At 69.8% G+C, this 18,668-nt stretch carries 19 protein-coding genes and 1 pseudogene; 4 read left to right on the plus strand and 16 right to left on the minus strand.

Annotated features, from left to right (window positions below; translation table 11 throughout):
* From IE198_RS35150 to acpS, 14 genes are all read right to left on the minus strand, one after another.
* On the minus strand, positions 1-279 hold a 279-nt coding region (locus tag IE198_RS35150; protein WP_229833898.1), incomplete at its 3' end, for a hypothetical protein.
* 161 nt (positions 280-440) lie between these two features.
* Complete coding sequence (fabD, locus tag IE198_RS13295) at positions 441-1,403, minus strand: ACP S-malonyltransferase (RefSeq protein WP_189886084.1); 963 nt, start codon at positions 1,401-1,403, stop codon at positions 441-443.
* Positions 1,404-1,495: 92 nt separating this feature from the next.
* A complete protein-coding gene (locus tag IE198_RS13300; RefSeq protein ID WP_189886086.1) occupies positions 1,496-2,032 on the minus strand; it encodes a flavin reductase family protein in 537 nt (178 codons plus the stop codon).
* A 13-nt stretch (positions 2,033-2,045) separates the two neighbouring features.
* Complete coding sequence (locus IE198_RS13305; RefSeq protein WP_189886088.1) at positions 2,046-3,134, minus strand: 3-oxoacyl-ACP synthase III family protein; 1,089 nt, start codon at positions 3,132-3,134, stop codon at positions 2,046-2,048.
* Between the two features lie 14 nt (positions 3,135-3,148).
* The gene (locus IE198_RS13310; protein WP_189886090.1) at positions 3,149-3,550 is read right to left on the minus strand and encodes an acyl carrier protein; all 402 of its coding nucleotides are present in this window, start codon (positions 3,548-3,550) and stop codon (positions 3,149-3,151) included.
* Positions 3,551-3,638: 88 nt separating this feature from the next.
* The gene (locus tag IE198_RS13315) at positions 3,639-3,833 is read right to left on the minus strand and encodes an acyl-CoA carboxylase epsilon subunit (RefSeq protein ID WP_189886092.1); all 195 of its coding nucleotides are present in this window, start codon (positions 3,831-3,833) and stop codon (positions 3,639-3,641) included.
* The gene (locus tag IE198_RS13320; protein WP_373299862.1) at positions 3,830-5,371 is read right to left on the minus strand and encodes an acyl-CoA carboxylase subunit beta; all 1,542 of its coding nucleotides are present in this window, start codon (positions 5,369-5,371) and stop codon (positions 3,830-3,832) included. Before IE198_RS13320 ends, IE198_RS13315 begins: the two co-directional genes overlap by 4 nt.
* 59 nt (positions 5,372-5,430) lie before the next feature.
* A complete protein-coding gene (locus IE198_RS13325; RefSeq protein ID WP_189886095.1) occupies positions 5,431-6,198 on the minus strand; it encodes a 3-oxoacyl-ACP reductase family protein in 768 nt (255 codons plus the stop codon).
* Positions 6,195-8,576, minus strand: coding sequence for a beta-ketoacyl-[acyl-carrier-protein] synthase family protein (locus tag IE198_RS13330; RefSeq protein WP_189886098.1), 2,382 nt, complete (start codon positions 8,574-8,576; stop codon positions 6,195-6,197). The genes IE198_RS13325 and IE198_RS13330 overlap by 4 nt, the downstream gene beginning before the upstream one ends.
* Positions 8,577-8,578: 2 nt before the next feature.
* Positions 8,579-9,880, minus strand: a complete 1,302-nt coding sequence (locus tag IE198_RS13335; RefSeq protein WP_189886100.1) for a beta-ketoacyl-[acyl-carrier-protein] synthase family protein — start codon at positions 9,878-9,880, stop codon at positions 8,579-8,581.
* Positions 9,877-10,260 carry a 3-hydroxyacyl-ACP dehydratase FabZ family protein gene (locus IE198_RS13340; protein ID WP_189886102.1) on the minus strand — a complete coding sequence of 128 codons (384 nt, stop codon included), beginning with the start codon at positions 10,258-10,260 and terminating at the stop codon, positions 9,877-9,879. The genes IE198_RS13335 and IE198_RS13340 overlap by 4 nt, the downstream gene beginning before the upstream one ends.
* Positions 10,257-11,549: a beta-ketoacyl-[acyl-carrier-protein] synthase family protein gene (locus tag IE198_RS13345; RefSeq protein ID WP_189886104.1), complete on the minus strand. Its 1,293-nt coding sequence runs from the start codon at positions 11,547-11,549 to the stop codon at positions 10,257-10,259. Before IE198_RS13345 ends, IE198_RS13340 begins: the two co-directional genes overlap by 4 nt.
* Complete coding sequence (locus IE198_RS13350; RefSeq protein ID WP_189886106.1) at positions 11,546-12,007, minus strand: hotdog domain-containing protein; 462 nt, start codon at positions 12,005-12,007, stop codon at positions 11,546-11,548. Before IE198_RS13350 ends, IE198_RS13345 begins: the two co-directional genes overlap by 4 nt.
* Before the next feature lie 2 nt (positions 12,008-12,009).
* Positions 12,010-12,399, minus strand: coding sequence for a holo-ACP synthase (gene acpS, locus IE198_RS13355; RefSeq protein WP_189886108.1), 390 nt, complete (start codon positions 12,397-12,399; stop codon positions 12,010-12,012).
* Between the two features lie 759 nt (positions 12,400-13,158).
* Here acpS and IE198_RS35155 point away from each other — a divergent pair.
* Positions 13,159-13,298 (plus strand): annotated as a pseudogene (locus tag IE198_RS35155) (site-specific integrase); the annotation flags it as partial.
* A gap of 270 nt (positions 13,299-13,568) precedes the next feature.
* Here IE198_RS35155 and IE198_RS13360 read toward each other — a convergent pair.
* The gene (locus IE198_RS13360; protein WP_189886110.1) at positions 13,569-13,970 is read right to left on the minus strand and encodes a RidA family protein; all 402 of its coding nucleotides are present in this window, start codon (positions 13,968-13,970) and stop codon (positions 13,569-13,571) included.
* Between the two features lie 97 nt (positions 13,971-14,067).
* Here IE198_RS13360 and IE198_RS13365 point away from each other — a divergent pair, with 97 nt between their 5' ends.
* The 3 genes from IE198_RS13365 (at position 14,068) to IE198_RS13375 (ending at position 17,831) form a co-directional block, all read left to right on the plus strand.
* Positions 14,068-15,042 (plus strand): helix-turn-helix transcriptional regulator, encoded by a 975-nt coding sequence (locus IE198_RS13365; protein WP_189886112.1) that lies wholly within the window; start codon positions 14,068-14,070, stop codon positions 15,040-15,042.
* 361 nt (positions 15,043-15,403) lie between these two features.
* Positions 15,404-15,853 carry a hypothetical protein gene (locus IE198_RS13370; RefSeq protein WP_189886114.1) on the plus strand — a complete coding sequence of 150 codons (450 nt, stop codon included), beginning with the start codon at positions 15,404-15,406 and terminating at the stop codon, positions 15,851-15,853.
* A gap of 361 nt (positions 15,854-16,214) precedes the next feature.
* The gene (locus IE198_RS13375) at positions 16,215-17,831 is read left to right on the plus strand and encodes an MFS transporter (protein ID WP_189886116.1); all 1,617 of its coding nucleotides are present in this window, start codon (positions 16,215-16,217) and stop codon (positions 17,829-17,831) included.
* A 50-nt stretch (positions 17,832-17,881) separates the two neighbouring features.
* Here IE198_RS13375 and IE198_RS13380 read toward each other — a convergent pair whose 3' ends face one another.
* On the minus strand, positions 17,882-18,316 hold the full coding sequence (locus IE198_RS13380) for a DUF7144 family membrane protein (RefSeq protein WP_189886118.1): 435 nt from the start codon (positions 18,314-18,316) through the stop codon (positions 17,882-17,884).
* Positions 18,317-18,668: the final 352 nt, after the last annotated feature.

Below are 18,668 nucleotides of genomic sequence, written 5' to 3' on the forward strand. Positions count from 1 at the left end.
GCGATCTTCGACTCCATCAGGAAGGTGGGCATGCGGGCCTTCGCCGAGGAGAGCGGAGCCGGCTTGGGGCCGGCCCGCTGAGTCGTGGGTCCGGTCGCCGTGTGCGGCGACCGGACCCACGTGATCCACGGGGGCACCGGCCATTGCCGCTTCGAACGCGATGAAGGGGAAGAGTGCCTTGGCGTTCTCGGCTGCCCTGTGAGAGGGCACTCCGAGGGCCTTTGAGAGCCTGCTCAACGCCGCGCTTTCGTCCTTGTGCACTCCGGTCACCTCCATCACTTGATTGGCCCCTTGACTACATGCAGAGGTAGGGGAAAGCGAAAATTACTGGACTCAAAGTAAAGGAGAGTCACGCGTACCACAATACCGACGCAGGGTACGTGTTCGCGGGTCTTGTCTCTTTCTGACCACTTCTCGTGGCTGTGCACTGCAAAGCAGTGTCAGGCGGGTAGCGGAACGTCCTGTTTCAGCGCCCGGAGCATCCGTTCGATGCGTCGGATTTCGCCCGCGGGGTGGCACACGGCTTCCGGCAGAGTGTTGCGGCAGAAACCGCTCAGTACGCGCCCCGGCCCCGCCTCGACAAACGTCTGGACGCCGCCCTCCGCTATCGCCTGCAGGGTGTCCGTCCAGCGCACCGCTCCCGCCAGTTGACGGCGCAGCAGGTCCTTGGCCTCGGCTCCGGTACCGATCCGGGCAGACGTCACATTCGCCAGTACGGGCAGCACCGGGTCCGAGAAGGTGACCTGATCCAGCTCGGCGGTGAACTCCTCCTCCAGCTCGTTCATGAGGCTGCAGTGGAAGGGCGCGCCGACCTTCAGCATGATCACGCGCTCGGCGCCCATGGCCTTGGCGGCGGCCATCACCGCGCGCACCGCCTCGCGCTCGCCGGAGATGACGTGCTGCGCCGGGTCGTTGTAGTTGGCGACCTCGACGATCGCGCCGTCCGTGGCACGTGTCCCCGCGCAGAGCTCCTCGACCTGGTCGGCCGACGGGCCGATGACGGCAGCCATCGCTCCGGGCGTGCGTTCATTGACGCCTGCCATCAACTGCCCTCGCCGGGCCACCAGATGCAGGGCATCGGTCCACTCCAGCACCCCGGCGCAGACCAGCGCCGTGTACTCGCCCAGGCTGTGCCCCGCCGTCACGGCCGGGGTGATGCCACTGCCACGCAGCACATCCAGGACGGCGATGCTGGTGAGGAATACGGCGGGCTGGGTGATCTCGGTGGGCACCAGATCCTCGGCGGAGCCCTCCAGGCACAGCTGCGACAGCCCGAAGCCGAGGAGTTCGTCCGCGGGGCGGTAGTAGCGCTCCAGCAGCTCCGGGTGACGCTCGACCAGATCGCGTCCCATACCGGGCCGCTGCGATCCCTGCCCGGGGAAGAGAAAGGCGATGTCGTTCATGAGTACCTCCGTGGAATGTGAGGCGTGTTGTGCGACAGAGGGCCGACGCGCGTGGTTCGCGTCGGCCCCCATCGCCCCGGGGGCCGAATGTGTCATAGCAGGGACCGGAACTGTCCCTGGTGGTAGGCGAGCGGATCGGCCCGGTCGGCGAATGCGATGCCGGAGACCTCCCCGATGAAGATGCTGTGGTCGCCTGCGGAGACCTCCTGGGTCACCCGGCAGTCCAGATGTGCGACGGCTCCGTCGAGCACCGGCACGCCGGCGAAGCCGATGCGGTGCGGCACGCCCGCGAAGCCCGCGCTGCCGAGCGGCCGTCTCGACGAGGCGAACCAGCCCGCCAGCTCCGACTGGTCCCGCCCCAGCACGTTCACGGTGAAAACACCGGTGGAGCCGATCGTCCGGGCGCCGCGCGACGCGCGGCCGAGACAGACAAGGAGCATCGGCGGTTCGAGGGAGACCGAGGCCAGCGAGGAGACCGTGGTCCCGTGCGGCCCGTCGGGGCCGCAGGAAGTGACCACCGCCACGCCGGTGAGGAACCTCCCCATGGCCTGCCGGAACTGCCCGCTGACGACCCCGCCGCCGGGTGCCGTATCGGTTGCGGACGGCTGTGGGCTGGTACGGGACGTCATGACGATTCCCTTCTCAGCCCGCCGGAGCAGCCGCGGTCCAGTCCACGACGGCGCCCGCGTAGATCCACTTGGTGGACTCGACACCGACCAGCATCACCCGGTCGCCGGGCTTGATCCGGCCCCTGCGCCAGGCGTCGTCGAGGAAGAGCGGCACCGCGGCGCAGCCGACCGCTCCCATGGTGGAGAGGCTGTCGAAGACCTTCCCGTCCAGTGCCTTCCACTCGGCGGTGTCCAGACCGAGCTCCTGGAGCGCGTCCAGCATCCAGCCGACATTGCCCTCGGGGACCAGACAGAGATCGACCGAGTCGACGTCCACCTTGCTGTGCCGCAGTGTGCTGCTGATCGCCTCGGTGACCATCACGGGCGTGAAGTCCCCGGCGCCGACCACGTCGACCTTCAGGTCGACCAGCCGCTTGGCCTTCAGCTGCTCGTGGATCGGCGCATGGGTGCCGCCGCCCACCGAGTGGATGCCGGCCTTGCGGTCGCCGCCGATGGCCTCCATCGCGGCGCCCAGCAGACCGCCGGACTCCGCCTTCTCGTCGGCGCGCAGCACGATCGCTCCGGCGCCGTCGCCGAACATGTAGACCGGCATCCGGTCCCGCATGCGGATCTTGTAGGGGTCCTTGCCGAGGAAGATCGGCGCCAGTACGGGGGAGATGGCCTCGCTCCCGATGACCAGCGCGGTCTTGTAGACCCCCGACTCCAGGTACATCCGGGCGACATCCAGGCCCTGGACGACGCCCGCGCCGCCCGAGCGGATCTCCAGGGTGGCGCAGCGGACCAGGCCAAGACGCTCCTGGACCATGTTCACCAGCGGCGGCAGCGGGTAGTCGGGGGTGCCGGTGGCGAGGATGATCAGGTCGATGTCACCGGCTTCCAGGCCGGCCGAGTCCAGGGCCCGTACGGCGGCCTTGTAGGCCATGTCCGAGTTGTTCTCGCGGTGTTCGCCGGTGGCCGGGTCGATCATCCAGAACCGGCGCTCGATGGAGAGGCCCTCGCGCACCTCGTCGGGCAGCGGCCCGACGAGGCGCGCGATCTCCTCGGTGGAGATCGGGTCACCGGGCTGATAGCCGCCGGTGCCGATGATATGTACTGCGGTCATCTGGTACAGCCCCCTCAGACCGCGGCGAGCGCGGCGCGGTGCTCGACCAGGCCCACCAGGTTGTCGACCGTGAACAGGCCCATGACCTGCGTGGCCTGGAGCTTGCCGGTCAGCGCGTCGGTGTCGATCTGCGGCATGACCTTCTTCAGCTGGGCCAGACCCACCGCCGACACGATCTCGTTCTCGTCGCCGAACTCCTCGTCCGGTATGCCGCCCTGGACATAGGCGGCGAGCTCCGCCGCCTGGATCTTGATGCCGAGCGAACGCTCCAGACGGAACAGGATGTCGAGCAGGTCGATCGACTCGGCGCCCAGGTCGTCGAGCAGGGTGGCCTCGGGTACGACCTCGTCGGTCTCGGCGCCCAGCGCGTCGATCACGGCTTCGTTCACGGCTTCGATGATGGTGTTGCGGTCCATGGAAAGTCCTCCGGGACTGGGATGAGTGCGACGACTTGGTGTTCTCGTACTGTCAGATCCACCGGTGCGGGCTGCGGATACACCGTGATCAGCGGGCCCAGGAAACAGGCGAAACGGGTGGTGCGGAGCGCGGCACCGGCCAGGGGTCCGTGCGGCGTGCGGACTTGCGGTGCGTGGCGGCCTCGGCAGGCGCCGTGGCCAGCCGGAGAGCCACCAGCACAGCGCAGAGCTCCTCGGGGGTGGGGCTGCCGCTGACCACGGCCAGCTCGACGGGGCCGCTCACTGCGGCTGGTTCCCGTGCTTGCGCTGTACCAGCGGGACGTACTTGGCGCGCAGCAGGGCCAGCGAGCGGATCAGCACCGAACGCGTGTCGCGCGGGTCGATCACATCGTCGACGAGTCCGCGCTCCGCCGCGTAGTACGGGTGCATCAGGGTGCGCTTGTAGTCCTCGATGACCTCGGCGCGCTCCGCCTCCGGATCGTCCGCCGTCGCGATGCGCTTGCGGAAGACGACATTCGCGGCGCCCTCGGCGCCCATCACCGCGATCTCGTTGGTGGGCCAGGCGAACGACAGATCGGTGCCGATCGAGCGGGAGTCCATCACGATGTACGCGCCGCCGTAGGCCTTGCGCACGATGATCTGGATCCGGGGGACGGTGGCGTTGCAGTACGCGTACAGCAGCTTCGCGCCGTGCCGGATGATCCCGCCGCGTTCCTGGTCGGCGCCGGGCAGGAAGCCCGGCACGTCCACCAGCGTGACCAGCGGGATGTTGAAGGCGTCGCAGGTCTGGACGAACCTGGCGCCCTTCTCCGAGGAGTGGATGTCCAGCACGCCGGCCATCTGAATCGGCTGGTTGGCGACGATGCCCACCGTCTGCCCGTCCAGCCGTGCCAGGGCGCAGATCAGACTGGTGCCCCAGCCCTCGTGCACCTCGAAGAAGTCGCCGTCGTCGACGATCTCCTCGATCACCTTCCGCATGTCGTACGCGGCCTGCGGGTCGACCGGGACGATGTCGAAGAGCGCGTCGCCCGAGCGGTCCGCCGGATCCTGGGGGACCTCGGCCGGGGGCATCTCCCTGTTGTTGGACGGCAGCAGCGACAGCAGATGGCGGACGTCCTCGAAGCAGGACTCCTCGTCGTCATGGGCGAACGCCGCCAGACCCGAGACCTGGGAGTGCATGTCCGCGCCGCCCAGTTCCTCCTGGGTGAGCTCCTCGCCGGTGACCGCCTGGACCACATCGGGTCCGGTCAGGAACATCTGCGAGGTGCCGCGCACCATGAAGACGAAGTCGGTCAGCGCGGGGGAGTAGGCGGCGCCGCCCGCGCAGGGGCCGAGCACCACACTGATCTGCGGGATGAGACCGGAGGCCCGGACATTGCGGCTGAAGATCCCGCCGTAGCCGGCGAGCGCCGTCACTCCCTCCTGGATACGGGCCCCGGCGCCGTCGCAGAGCGAGATCAGCGGTACACCACTGGCCTCCGCCAGGTCCATCACCTTGTGGATCTTCTGGGCGTGCGCCTCGCCCAGCGCGCCGCCGAAGACCCTGAAGTCATGGGCGTACACCATGACTTCCCGGCCGTGCACCCGGCCCCATCCGGCGACGACCCCGTCGCCGTGCGGGCGCCTGCGGTCCATGCCGAAGTCGGTGGCACGGTGCCGGCGCAGCGGCTCGATCTCGGCGAACGAGTCCTTGTCCAGCAGGAGCTCGATGCGTTCCCGGACGGTCAGCTTGCCCTTGGCGCGCTGGCGTTCGGTGGCGGCCGGGTCGCCCGCGTACAACTCTTCCTTGATGACCCGCAGTTCGTCGGCCCGCTGCTCCATCGTCTCGCGCGGCAGCTCGTCGCGGGCAGCGGGGCGCAGCGCGGTCTCTCCGGGGCTGCTCATGGGCGCCCCAGACCCAGCGCGGTCATCGCGCCGCCGTCCACATTGACCAGCGATCCGGTCATGTACGAGGACTCGGGACCGCTCAGGAAGCGGACCACGTCCGCGATCTGCTCGACCTCGCCGAAGTCCCGCATCGGAATCTGCTTCTTGATGGAGCGGCCGGTGGCGCCCTCCGTCAGACCCGCCACCAGATCGGTGGGGGCGAAGCCGGGCAGCACCGCGTTGACGCGGATGCCGAAGCGTGCCGACTCCATGGCGCAGCAGCGGGTGAAGGCGTTGACCGCGCCTTTGGAAGCGGCGTAGTTGGACTCACCGACCCAGCCGCGCTCGCCCATGACGGAGGATACATTGACGATCACACCCGCGCCCTTGCTCATGAAGTGCGGCAGCACGGCCTTGGTGCAGTGGAAGACTCCGCCGAAGTTGACCTTCATGACGTCCAGCCAGTCGTCCATCTCCATGTTGAAGATGAGCGCGTCCTGGGCCACCCCGGCGTTGTTGACCAGGATGTCCAGGCCGCCGAGGTCCTCGACGGTCCGGCGGACCATCTCCTGGGCGGCGGCGGAGTCCGCGACATCGCCGTGCACGGTGATCGCGCGCCCGCCGGCCGCCTCGATCTCGCGGACCAGCTCCTTCGCCGGGCCCTCGGAGCTGCGGTAGTTGATGGCCACAGCGGCGCCGTCGGCGGCCAGCCGGCGGCAGACGGCGGCGCCGATGCCCCGGGAACCGCCGGTGACCAGGGCGACCTGTCCTTGGAGCTTCATCGGGCTTCTCCAGATGTAGTGGTGGTACGGGATTCCTCGGCGCCGCAGCGCACGGCCAGCGAGACATGACTGCCGCCGAGCGAGGAGCTGTTCAACAGCACCGGGCGGCCCCCGAACCGGCCCTGGTGCAGGGCCAGTGCGAGCGTCAGCGCCCCGCCGACGCCCATCGGCTCGCCGAGGACGGTCTTCGGCGCGTGCAACCGCGGCGCGCCGTAGGGGTGGAAAAGCCGCTGCACGGCCTGGCTCTCGGCGGTGTCGGCGGCGCACAGCCCGGCCGCCGCGAGCCACACCGCGTCCACCCCGGTCGGTGCCAGGCCGGCGTCGTCCAGGGCCGTGCGCATCGCGCGCTCCAGGCCCCGGCCGCGGGCGTCCCAGAGCCGGGCGCGGCTGGCGTCGGATGCCATGCCGTGGCCGAGCACCTCGCCGAGGACGGTGGCGCCGCGCGCGATCGCAGCGGAGCGGCGCTCCAGAACCACGGCCACGCTGCCCTCGGCGAGCGTGAACCGGCCGTCGGCCGCCTCGCCCGGCTCCCGTGTCGAGGCCGCGCCGACCGCCGCGTATGCCCGGCCCACCTGGTCGGTCAGTGTGTCGGTGACCGTGCACACCAGGGCGTCGGAGTGCCCGGCCGCCAGGAGATCGGCGGAGTAGGCGAGCGCGGCGGCGCCCGTGGCGTGGCCGACCGAGAGCGTGGACGTCGGTCCGCGCAGACCGAGGTGGATGGCGACCTGCCCGGCTGCCTGGTTGTAGACGGTGTTCGGGAAGACGGACGGGTCGGCGGCGGCGGGGCCCTCGGCGAGCAGTGGAGTGGTGAACTTCTCCATCGCCTCCATCGGTCCCGTACCCGTGCCGAAGACGACGCCGATCGCCTCGGCCGCCGCGCTGCCGGGCTCGAACCCCGCGTCCGCGAGGGCCTTGGCGGTGGCGGCGACGGAGAACTGGGCGAGCCGGTCCATCCGGCGGCGCTCGCGCTTGGTCAGATACGGGTCGGGGTCGAAGTCGACCCGGCTGCGGCGCAGCCCGTCGAACCACTCGACCGGGCACTGGTCACGGGTGTACGCCGACCAGACCTCGGCGGCCGTGGCGCCGGCCGGGCTGAGCAGCCCGATACCGGTGATCACCACGCGGTCGGTCTCCGGCTGCGGCGGGCGGTGGCCGTCCGCCGTCCTGGTCAGCACCAGCGAGGCGTTGGCCCCGCCGAAGGCGAAGTTGTTGGAGAGTGCGGCACCGGTATCCAGCGGCCGGGCAGGTCCCGGGATGTAGTCGAGCGGGCAGTCGGGGTCGGGCGTGGTGTACCCGGCGGTGGGCGGCGCCAGCTGGTCGGCCAGCGCCTGCGCCGTCACGATGGCCTCGGCCGCTCCGGCGGCGCCCAGCATGTGGCCGATCATGGACTTGGTGCTGGAGACCGGCGTCCGGGCTGCCGTGTCCTCGCCGAGGGCGAGCCGGATGGCGTTGGTCTCGGCCGGGTCGTTCTTCGGGGTGCCGGTGCCGTGCCCGTTGACGTAACCGATCTGCTCCGGTGTGATCCCGGACAGCCGCAGCGCCGACTCGATGGCCCTGGCCGCGCCCCTGCCCTCCGGCTGCGGGGCGGTGGAGTGGAAGCCGTCGGCGGAGAGTCCGTAACCGGCGATGTCCGCGATACCGGTCAGCCCGTGCTCGCGGGCGAAGTCGGCACGGACCAGGACGACCATGCCGCTGCCCTCGCCGAGCGAGAGTCCCTGCCGCTCCGCGTCGTACGGGGCGGCGGGCGCGGGCGACAGCGACTGGAGCGCGTTGAACCCGGCGAAGCAGATGTCCGAGAAGGCGTCGCTGCCGCCGGCGAGCACGGCGTCGGCCCGGTCCGCGCGCAGCAGATCGGCGGCGAGCCCGATCGCGTTGGCGCCCGAGGCGCACGCGGTGTTCACCGCGAGCACCGGTCCGCGCAGCCGGAACGCCGCGCCCACCGACTCGGCAAGCGCCTGCGGAGTGACGAGCAACGGCAGTTCGGGGTCCGGAACTTCACCGTTGCCTGCCGCGCGCAGCCACTCCCGGCCCGAGAGCAGCCCGGCATTGCAGGTGCCGAGCACCACGCCGAACCGCTCGGAGTCGACCAGACCCGCGGGCAGTGCCGCCATGGCCTCTTCGGCAGCCACCAGGGCGAGTTCGATCGCCCGCTCGCGGAATCCGTCCGGATGCCGGTAGCCGCGCGCGGGCTCCACCGGATCCGTCACCTCGCCGCCGAGCTTGGTGTCGAGTCCGTTCATCTCCAGGGCCTGTACGGGACGGATGCCGACCTGCCCCTGCCGCGCGCCGTCCCACAGGTGCCGGGCGGTGGGACCCAGCGCTGAGATCGCGCCCGCACCCACCACGGTCACACCACTGCTCCTGAGCTGTGGGTCCATCGTCAATTCCCCCTCTGAGCCGGTTCGACGGGGGCGCTCAGCACGAGCGCCGTCTGCTGTCCTTCCAGGCCGCGGCCGACGGCCACGGTGTGCCGGACCTGTCCCTCGCGGGCCTGCCCGGTCACCCAGTCCATCCCCGCGCACTCCGGGTCGAGCCGGTCCAGGCCCAGCGTCGGCGGCAGGGCCGAGCCGTCGATCGCCATCGCGCAAACGGCGGCGTTGAGCGCTCCCGCGCCCGCGACGAGATGTCCGGTGGCCGGTTTGACGCTGCCCGCCGCCGTTCGGGAACCGCGGCCGAAGACCCGGGTCAGCGCCCGTGCCTCGGTGCGGTCGCCGAGCCGCGTCGCGCATCCGTGGGCGGCCACGTAGTCGACGTCGCCGGTGTCCACCTCGGCCTCGCGCAGCGCCCGCTTCACCGCGGCGGCCAGTGGCTCGCCGTCGGGGTGCGGGGTGACCAGATCGGGGTCCTGCGTCGCGCCGAAGCCACGGAACTCCGCGTACACATGGGCGCCGCGGCGCCGCGCGGACTCCCACTCCTCGAGGACCAGGAAGGCCGAGCCCTCGCCCAGGACCGAGCCGCTGCGCTCCCGGTCGTACGGGCGGAAGGCGGCCGCGCCTGCCTCGTTGCGGGTGGTGAGCACGCCGAGGCCGTCCATCTTGGACATCACCCACCAGGACGCGGCGTCGTCGAAGCCGCCGGCGATCACCACATCGGACTCGCCGTGGCGGATCGAGCGGAAGCCCCGGGCGAGCGCCGTCACCCCCGCGTCGGCGGTGCCGTGGTAGTAGGAGTTGGCTCCCTTGAACCCGTGCGCGTGCGAGAGATGGAACAGCGAGGCGGACTGCAGGCCCTCCACGAAGTACAGCGGGTAGAAGGCGGACGAGGCTCGTTCGCCGAGCTGCCGCAGATCCGCTCTGCCGTCCTCGCGGCGCCCTGCCAGGCTGCCGTTCAGCAGGTGCTCCGGGTTGGAGATCTCCTTGTTGCCGCCGACGAACAACCCTGCCCGTTCCGGGTCGTATCCCGCCGCCTCGAGATCGAGCCCGGCGTCCTCGACGGCCAGCGCGGCCCCGGCGATGGCGAGTTGATCGTTGCGCGTGGTCATCCGCAAGGACTTGCGGTGGGCGTACCGGGTGGGCTTGAAGTCCACCAGTTCGGCGGCGATCCGGGTGGAGAGCGACGAAGCGTCGTACCCCAGGATCGGCCCGATACCGCTGCGCCCGTCGAGCAACGCCTGCCAGGTCTTGCCCCGGCCGTCGCCGATGGCGGTGAGCACTCCGATGCCGGTGACGGCGACCCGCCTCATGCGGCCACCTCGCGCTTCTCCAGGCGGAGTTGACGCACAGTGGTGATATCCCGCCCGTCCACGCCGACCGCCGCCTTGAACGTGACCGCCGACTCGGTCGCCTCGATCACCGTGACGCTGATCTCCAGCCGGTCACCGGGCTCGGCGAAATGGCGGTAACGCACCCGCCGTGCCTCTGCCGGCACCCACCGGGAGCCCTTCGGCACGTCGGGGGCGGCGAGTCTGGCGGCCCGGACGATGTCGTCCAGGATCAGCACCCCGGGCATGACGGGGAACCGGGGGAAGTGAGTGGCGAACACCGTCAGGGTGCCCGGGACGTTCCGGACGGCGACGGCCCGCTTGCCCGGCACCACATCGAGGACCTCGTCGAACGCTGTCATGCTGCCTTTCCTTCGGTTCCTTCGGCCGCGCGGATCACGAAGCAGGCGTTGGTGCCGCCGAACGCGAAGGCGTTGACCAGGGCGGCGCGCACCGGGCGACGTACGGCCTTGTTCGGCACATAATCGAGATCGAGCTTGGGATCGGGGCGGTCGAGGTTGATGGTCGGTGGCACCAGGCCCTCGCGGAGGGCGCCGAGCGCGGCGATCAGGTTGACGCCCGCCGCCGCCGAAGTGAGGTGGCCCGTCATGGACTTGGGTGAGCTCACGCACAGCGCGTCGGCGTGCTCCCCGAAGAGCTGCCTGATGGCGGTGGTCTCGCTGGCGTCATTGCCCGGAGTGGACGTCCCGTGCGCGGCGATGTAGTCGATGCCCTCCGGGCCGAGGCCCGACTCGGCCACCGCGTCCCGCATGGCGGAGATCGCGCCGCCACCGTCGGGCGGCGAGTCGGTGATTCGGTAGGAGTTCAACGTCGCGCCGTAGCCGACGAGTTCGCCGTGGATTCGGGCGCCGCGCGCCACCGCGCCGTCCCAGTCCTCCAGGACTGCGACGACCGCGCCCTCACCGAGGACGAAGCCGGAGCGGTCGGAGTCGAAGGGGCGGGAGGCTCGCTCGGGTTCGTCGTTCCACCGGTCGGTGATCGCGCCGAGCAGCGAGAAGCCGAGGACGTCCATCCAGGTCGTCAGCGCATCGAAGCCGCCGGCGAGCATGTGCGTGCACTCGCCCTCCTGTATGCGCCGGTAGGCCTCGCCGATCGCGTGAGCGGCGCCCGCGCAGGCGGTGGAGACGCTGACCATGGGACCGCGGCAGTCCCCGGCCCTGGCGACTGCGGCGACCCCGACGTTCTGATTGCGCAGCAGCACGTCCCCGGGGGCCTGCCGGTACAGATCGTGGAAGTCGCTGGTGCTCAACTGGTACGACATGTCGACCAGTTCCTGCAGTTCGGGCCTGCCGACGGTACCGGCCAGTGCCACACCGCGGTCGTACGGGTCGGCGGCGTCCCAGCCTTCGCCGGCGTCCGCCAGCGCTTCCTGGGCCGCGGCGAGTGCGAACAGCGCGGCGCGCGAGAGATGGCGCCGCTGCTTGGCGGGCGCCACGTTCTTCGGGTCGAAGTCCTTGACCTGGCCCGCGATCCGGACCGGGAAGGTGGAGGCGTCGAAGGTCTCCAGCACGCTCACGCCGCTGCGCCCCTCGGCAAGACCCTGCCAGGTCTCGGCAGTGCTGTTTCCGAGCGGGGTGACCGCGCCGACCCCGGTGATGGCGACCCGCCTCGCCGGCTTCGTCCGGTTCATCGGCGACCACCGCCGACCGACACCCGGGTGAGCCGCTCCAGCATCCGCCGGGTGTCCTCAGGACCGTCCAACTCCTCGGCGGGCAGCAGGGCGCACATCACGGCCTCGGCCTTCATCACGATCCTGCCGTTCACCGACGCGGTGCCGGAAAGTACCGCGGTCTCCTCGCCCATGGACTCGACCGCCCCCTCCAGCACCAGGACGTCTCCAGGACGTACCGGCTCATGGAAGGAGACCCCGTCCACCGAGAGCAGCGCGGCGCGTTGCCGCACCTCGGTGGTGGCGATGATCAGCCAGGTGCCGGCCTGGCAGAGGGCTTCCAGGATCAGCGGCTCGGGCATCTGCGGCCCGTCACCCTCGTCCCGCCAGAAGTCCTCCAGCCACGAGGTGAGTTTGCGGGCGCTGATGGTGCGCCCCGCATCCCAGGCGTCGATTCGGTCGATCAGATGGAAACGCATCGTCATCCTTCGTCTAGGAACATCACGGCGTGGGCGATGGCGTACTCCCCGCTGTGCGAGAGCGAGAGCTCGACCGAGGAGGCCCCGGCCTTCTCCGCCCGGTCACCGGCCCCACCGGACAGGCGAACCCGGGGGCGGCCGAGCGGGGTGTTGACCACCTCCACATCGGTCCAGCGAGTGCCGGGACCCAGCCCGGTGCCGAGCGCCTTCAGGACGGCCTCCTTGGCGGCGAACCGCGCCGCCAGATGAGCGAGACGGTTGCGTTTTCCGTCGCAGTAGGCGCGCTCACGGCCGGTGAAGATGTCCTGTTCCGCCGCGGGATTGTCCGTCAGCAGCCTGCGGATCCGATCCACTTGGACCAGATCCACCCCGACCGCGATTCGTGTCGCCACGCCACCATTCCCCCGTCATCCGTTCCAGCACTGCACTCAAGGATCCGGGCCTTGGCACCGCGGATACACGGCACTACGGATGTATCCGGGCGCCGTCGTGCGGGATCTGTCGTGCGGATCGGAGTCAGGACCAGGGGTAATTGCGCATCGACGAATTCAGTCGTCGGGTCGGCGTGCCGATACCGACGATCAAGTAATACCTCCGCCCGGGGCCTACTCTCGCCGGGCAGCCTCACCAGCCCCAACCAGGCCCATCCACGGGCCCCACGAACAGCGATTGCGGCTCGTGGGCGGATTCGGCGGGCTGGGCGGGGTCCCGCTCGATCCGGTGCGCGCGGTCCTGAAGGGGATGACCGCGCCGGACGCGACGATGCTCGGTGTGCTCCGCGCGCTCCGTGCGCACGAGACCGAGCCGGAACGGGAACGGAAGGACGGCCCCGAATACGACCGGGCACGGACGGCGGGTCCTGGAGTCCTTCGCCCAGTCGGGACGGTCGGATCTCCCCGGACGCCTCCGAGGCCCGGAAGCGGATCGCCGCGGTCCTCGCCTCGCGGGCCTGCGACATGCAGAAGTGGCGACGGCGGCCCTGAACGACTACGCGGAGGCAAGCGAGCAAACCGTGCGTGCGCAAGCCCGGTACATCAGCCGATCAGCCGGTGCGGCGGGAACCGGGCCGGCGAGGTGGCCGCTTTCGTCGAGAGCCGTGCGGATACCGAAGCGCTCGTGGACCTTGAAGTGCTGAGCCATCCCGCGGTCACCGCTCCGGCAGCCGCCCGGCCCGGTCCGCCAACCTCCGCGTGATCCGGCTGCACGACGCCCGCCACGGGGCGGCCACCTTGCTCAGGGCGGCCGGAGTTGCGCCCGCGTTGTGATGGGGATCCTCGGTCACTCCCGGATCGGTCCCGGACTCCTGGCTCGGACACCAGCCGCAAGGTGACCGTTGCAGCTTCCGGTCCTTGGTGACGCTGGTGGCCCGGGTCGCCCACACGGTAGGCGCGTTCCGCTCGCTTCGGCCGTGCGTGCGCTCGCCCACGAGGCGGTCCCTCACCAGAGCGACGTGTTGCCAGACCTTCGTGTCCGAAGGCGCCCGTTCACATTGCCACGCGGTCCCTCTGCTGAACCGCCACCCGCATCCGGGTTGAACAGCCCGGGTGCGGGCGGCGGCGAGTCAGGGCCGGGCGGCGAGGGCTTCGACCTCGAACAGCACGTCAGGCGCCGCCAGGCTCGCGACACCGATGAGGGTTTGCGTGGGCGGTTTCGTACCCCAGCGCTCCCGCACGGCCCCGGCGATCGGCCCGAGCTTGCTGACGTCATGGTTCACCACGTACGTCCTGAGCTGGACGACGTGGCTGAGGTCGAGCCCATGGGCGGCAAGAGCGACGCCGATGTTGTGGAACGTCTGTTTCACCTGCTCGGTGAAGTCGGCGGACACAACCGCGCCGTCCGGAGCCGATCCGTACTGACCCGAGACAAGCACCAATTCCGTACCTGCGGGGACGGTGGCGGTGTGGCTGTAGCCGAACGGGACCGGGTCGTGCAAACCGTCCGGATTGACAATGGCGTGTGTCATGTCGATCGCCTCTCGTGTGCGACGGGTCTTCGGGATGCGGGTAAGCCTCCCAACGAATCACGACATGGTGTGTCGTGTATTCCTTTAGAGTTCTCGTATGCGCGCCGACCGGTTGGTATCGCTGGTGCTGCTGCTGCGGCAGCACGGTCGGCTGTCCGCGGCCGCGCTGGCCCGCGAGTTGGAGGTATCCACCCGCACCGTGCTGCGCGACATCGAGGCGCTGTCCGCGGCCGGCGTCCCGGTCTATGCCGAACGCGGTCGGCACGGCGGTTTCGCGTTGCTGCCCGGTTTCCGGACCGAACTCACCGGACTGAACCACGACGAGGCACTTGCCCTGCTGGTCGCCGGATCACGGCGCGGCGCGCAGGCCTTCGGCCTCGGCCCGGCGCTCGCCTCGGCCATGCGCAAGGTTGTTGACGCGCTACCCGAAAGCTATGGGGCCACCGCGGCCGGCGCGGCTCAGCGATTGCTCATCGACCCGGAGACCGACCTCCTCTCGCGCCGACTGGCCGCTGACGAGGTGCCCGACGGCATAGTGACCGAGGTCCGGCGCGCGGTGTTCGCCGGACACAAGCTGCGCATCCACTACGCGGCTGTGGACCAGACCCCGAGGTGGCGCACGGTGGACCCGATCGGCCTGGTCACCGTACGCGACCAGGGCTACTTGCTGGCCACGAGGTCTGGCGCGGACCGCACCTACCGGCTGTCCCGGGTCTTGGCCGCCGAGGAACTCGCCGAACCGGCACAGCGACCGGACCGGGTCGATCTGGACCGGGCCTGGCAGGAACGCAGCGCACGGTTTCGGACCGGCGGTGACCAAGTCACCGTGCTGGTACGGGTGGACCCGGCGCGGCGGGGGGACCTGGTGGACACCGCGCTGGCCGTCCGCGCCGAAGAAGCCGACGCAGACGGCCGGCTGCGGCTGGAGGTGACCTTCCAAGACTCGAGACACGCCGAATGGGCACTGTGGCACCTCGCCACGAACGCTGAAGCCCTGGCCCCGCAGTGGTTGCGCAACTCCCTGCGCAACCGCGCCGCCGCGATCGCCACCTGCTACGGAGTGTCATCCTGAGAGTGGTCGCCGAGCTCGCCGAGTTCGGCCTCACCCCGCGGCACCCGTCACCGTTCGCGAAGGGGTCGAAGGCCCCTGGAAACCGCCCGTCACCACCTGCGGATACGACGCGAGCGGGCGCCCTGCTCCACGCGGCGAACGCGGACACGGAACTGACGCGGGAGCACGACCCGGTCGGCCGCGTCGTCTCCGAAACAGTCAACGGCCGCATCAGGCCCGCACGTCGCGGTGACGTAGATTCGTAACCCCCACACCTGGATTGACCACCTGGGCGGAATGGAAATGAACCGGGCGAGCCAGTCTCCCCGACGGGACTTCAGGAGAGGCCGCAGCACGTACGCAACGGGAAGTGTAAGAGGTAATGGCCGCGATCGAACGCCTTTGGGAAGACTTTGATCTTCCTGTCAGAGATTCACTGCACTTTGCGGACGGGCACTCCTGTGATGTCGCCCTCGACTCCGACGCGCCGAGCGGTCTTAGGGTGCTCGCCCCCTTCGACCTGGATGAGACGCTGGAAAGCGATCCGTCTCTGGTGTCTTCGGTTGATGGGCTTGCCGCGGTGGACCTGGGGAGGAAGGGCCTACTGTGGGGCGGCGAGGGTTCGTACGGGTCAGAGGGGTTCATCGCACGTCTGACTGTTGATCGTGCGCTGATGTGGGCGATTTTCTTCATGGAATCCAACCCATTTGATCGGATCCGGCTGTCCAACAATGTCGCCACCTTCAGCTCAACCTCGGGGACCGAGATCACAGTTGACATCGACGATCCACGAACCCCCATCTCCGGACCTGCATCGAACCGAACGGCGTAAGGATCATTTCCTCCGGTAGTAGGTGAGCGCGGCGGGAGCGCACGTCGTGTTGCAGAGGGTGACACCGATTCTCCGCACCCACAGGCGTGCGGAAACGGTTCCGAAACGGGGCCCGAGCCCACCGAGGCGGCGGAGCCCGGCCGGGGCCCGTGCCGGATGGTGCTGATCCGCCGGGGGAAATGGGGCGCGTGTTCCTCCAGCCTGCGGACGACGACAGGCACATCCGCCGCAGGGTCATGAGGCACCCTTCTCGCCCGATGACCACGCCCGCCCAAGCGGCTCCATCGCCTCGTCCGCCAACCGGTTGAACTCCTTGGCGGGTCGCGGATCCGCCCTCCGGGGCGGCTGGGACGATTTGCGCATGGCATCCGGGGCAGGCGCTGTCGAGAGTTCGGCCACGGCGCGACTCGTCCTGCCGACACTCGCGGCCGGCCAGTTCCTGATGGCGCTCGACAGCTCGGTCATGAACGTCTCGATCGCGACGGTGGCCGAGGACGTGGGCACGACGGTGACGGGGATCCAGGGCGCCATCACGGCCTACACCCTCGTGATGGCGATGTTCATGATCCCCGGAGGCAAGGTCGGGGCACTGATCGGACGTAAACGCGCGTTCGTGATCGGCTGTGGCATCTACGGCTGCGGCTCCCTGACCACGGCGCTCGCACCGAACCTGCCCGTGCTGCTGCTCGGCTGGTCGTTCCTTGAGGGGGTCGGAGCGGCGCTCATCCTCCCCGCGATCGTGGCGCTTGTGGCCGGCAACTTCGCTGCTGAACGCCGTCCCGCGGCCTACGGACTCGTCGCGGCCGCGGGGGCCGTGGCGATCGCGCTCGGGCCGCTCATCGGGGGTGTCGCGACGACGTACTTCTCCTGGCGGTGGGTCTTCGCCGGTGAGGTCGTGATGGTGCTCGGCATCGTGGTGCTCGCCCGCCACATCGCTGACGCCGCGAGCGACGAACGCCCGCGCATCGATCTCGTCGGCGCCGTGCTGTCCGCCCTCGGGCTGGGGACCTTCGTCTATGGCGTCCTGCGCTCCAGCGAATGGGGCTGGTTCAGGCCGAAGCCCGACGCGCCTTCGTGGCTGGGGGTTTCCCTGGTCGTGTGGCTGATGCTGGCAGGTCTGCTTCTGATCTGGCTCTTCCTCCGCTGGGAAGCACGCCTCGTGGAGCGGCGCAGGGAGCCACTCGTCGACCCGGCCATGCTGCACAACAAGCAGCTCACCGGCGGGCTGACGATGTTCTTCTTCCAGTACCTCGTTCAGATGGGCGTGTTCTTCGTCGTCCCGCTCTATCTGTCGGTCGCCCTGGGCCTGTCCGCGCTCGTGACCGGCGCCCGCATCCTGCCGCTCTCGGTGACGCTGCTGGCGGCCGCGGTCCTGATCCCCCGCTTCCTCCCGGACGTCTCGCCGCGGCGGGTCGTGCGGATCGGGATCCTCGCGTTGCTCACCGGCGCGGTGGTCCTGATGGCCGCGCTCGACGCAGACGCCGGCGCGGAAATCGTCACCATTCCCCTCCTGCTGATCGGGTTCGGCATGGGAGCGCTGGCGTCCCAGCTCGGGTCGGTCACCGTGTCCGCGGTGCCGGAAGAAAGGAGCGCAGAAGTCGGTGGCGTCCAGAACGCCGTCACCAACCTCGGCGCCTCGATCGGTACGGCACTCGCCGGGTCGATCATGATCGCGGCGCTCACGTCTTCGTTCCTGACCAGCGTCGAGCAGAATCCGGCGGTGCCGGCCGACGTGAAGAACCAGGCGACCGCCGAGCTCCAGAACGGCGTACCGTTCTCGTCCGACGCCCAGCTCAAATCCGCCCTCGACAAAGCGGGCACGAGCAACGAGGTGACACAGGCGGCCCTCGATGCGAACGCCGACGCCAGGATCGACGGTCTACGCGCCGCACTCGCGATCCTCGCCATCACCGCGCTCCTCGCGATGTTCTTCACGCACCGGATCCCGACGGCCCAGCCCCGCTCGGCCAAGCCCTAGCCGCAGACGTACCCGGGTCTCGGGCCGCAACCCGAGGCTCGTCCTCTGCTTCAGCGCTCCGCCGGGCTGGGAGCGGTGCACAGTGCCCAGATCACGAAAACGTTGATGGCGATCAGGACGATGGCCCAGAACGGCGCGTAGGGGATCCAGAGGAAGTTCGCGAGCATGGCCAGGCCGGCCAGCCCCACGCCGACGACCCTCGCCCAGGTGGCGCCCTGGAGCAGGGCGGCACCGGCGAGAGTGATGACCACGCCCATGACCAGATGGACCCAGCCCCATCCGGTGAGATCGAACTCGAACACGTAGTTGGGGGTGGCGACGAACACGTCGTCATCGGCGATGGCGGCGATGCCCGCGAAGAGCGTCATCAGGCCACCGAAGATCATCAGGACGGCGGCGAAGACCAGCCAGCCGCTCCCGATACCGGTCCTCTCCGAACTCCGCACCCCCGCACCCGAGTGGGCTCCACTCACATGACTGGTCATCGCAGGCTCCATCGTGTCGTACGGTCCCGCACAACCGCGCTTTCGCTTTCGGCCGGTCGGGCTACTTCCAATCTCGTCCTGCCGGGTGCGCCGCGCACCTCGGGGTGCCTGACCGGTAGCTCTTCATGAGTAGCTCGCAGACCATCTGTGCAGGCCAGGGCTGTGTCGACGGGGTTGCGGGGCAGGGGCCGCAGGCAATTACCCACCCGGTCGTTTCGTAGGTCGGTCCCGGCGCCGACGCACAGTAAAGGCACAGGCGAGCATGCCCAAGGCCCAGGCGATCAGAAGGGCTCCCCACAGCGGCATGGTCACTTCTGGGATGAGAAGACGGATCTCGACACTCGCGCGGTTC

Origin of the sequence: Streptomyces xantholiticus (genome assembly GCF_014651015.1) — a bacterium.
In the GTDB taxonomy this organism is placed as follows: Bacteria; Actinomycetota; Actinomycetes; order Streptomycetales; family Streptomycetaceae; genus Streptomyces; species Streptomyces xantholiticus.

Excerpts from the sequence above, each read along its gene's own strand:
- IE198_RS13325 (WP_189886095.1), bottom strand. The coding sequence starts at position 6,198 with ATGAAGCTCCAAGGACAGGTCGCCCTGGTCACCGGCGGTTCCCGGGGC.
- fabD (WP_189886084.1), bottom strand. The coding sequence starts at position 1,403 with ATGAACGACATCGCCTTTCTCTTCCCCGGGCAGGGATCGCAGCGGCCC.
- IE198_RS13335 (WP_189886100.1), bottom strand. The coding sequence starts at position 9,880 with ATGAGGCGGGTCGCCGTCACCGGCATCGGAGTGCTCACCGCCATCGGC.
- IE198_RS13300 (WP_189886086.1), bottom strand. The coding sequence starts at position 2,032 with ATGACGTCCCGTACCAGCCCACAGCCGTCCGCAACCGATACGGCACCC.
- IE198_RS13320 (WP_373299862.1), bottom strand. The coding sequence starts at position 5,371 with ATGGAGCAGCGGGCCGACGAACTGCGGGTCATCAAGGAAGAGTTGTAC.
- IE198_RS13310 (WP_189886090.1), bottom strand. The coding sequence starts at position 3,550 with ATGGACCGCAACACCATCATCGAAGCCGTGAACGAAGCCGTGATCGAC.
- IE198_RS13330 (WP_189886098.1), bottom strand. The coding sequence starts at position 8,576 with ATGGACCCACAGCTCAGGAGCAGTGGTGTGACCGTGGTGGGTGCGGGC.
- IE198_RS13305 (WP_189886088.1), bottom strand. The coding sequence starts at position 3,134 with ATGACCGCAGTACATATCATCGGCACCGGCGGCTATCAGCCCGGTGAC.
- IE198_RS13375 (WP_189886116.1), top strand. The coding sequence starts at position 16,215 with ATGGCATCCGGGGCAGGCGCTGTCGAGAGTTCGGCCACGGCGCGACTC.
- IE198_RS13345 (WP_189886104.1), bottom strand. The coding sequence starts at position 11,549 with ATGAACCGGACGAAGCCGGCGAGGCGGGTCGCCATCACCGGGGTCGGC.
- IE198_RS13370 (WP_189886114.1), top strand. The coding sequence starts at position 15,404 with ATGGCCGCGATCGAACGCCTTTGGGAAGACTTTGATCTTCCTGTCAGA.
- IE198_RS13350 (WP_189886106.1), bottom strand. The coding sequence starts at position 12,007 with ATGCGTTTCCATCTGATCGACCGAATCGACGCCTGGGATGCGGGGCGC.
- IE198_RS13380 (WP_189886118.1), bottom strand. The coding sequence starts at position 18,316 with ATGACCAGTCATGTGAGTGGAGCCCACTCGGGTGCGGGGGTGCGGAGT.
- IE198_RS13340 (WP_189886102.1), bottom strand. The coding sequence starts at position 10,260 with ATGACAGCGTTCGACGAGGTCCTCGATGTGGTGCCGGGCAAGCGGGCC.
- IE198_RS13365 (WP_189886112.1), top strand. The coding sequence starts at position 14,068 with ATGCGCGCCGACCGGTTGGTATCGCTGGTGCTGCTGCTGCGGCAGCAC.
- IE198_RS13360 (WP_189886110.1), bottom strand. The coding sequence starts at position 13,970 with ATGACACACGCCATTGTCAATCCGGACGGTTTGCACGACCCGGTCCCG.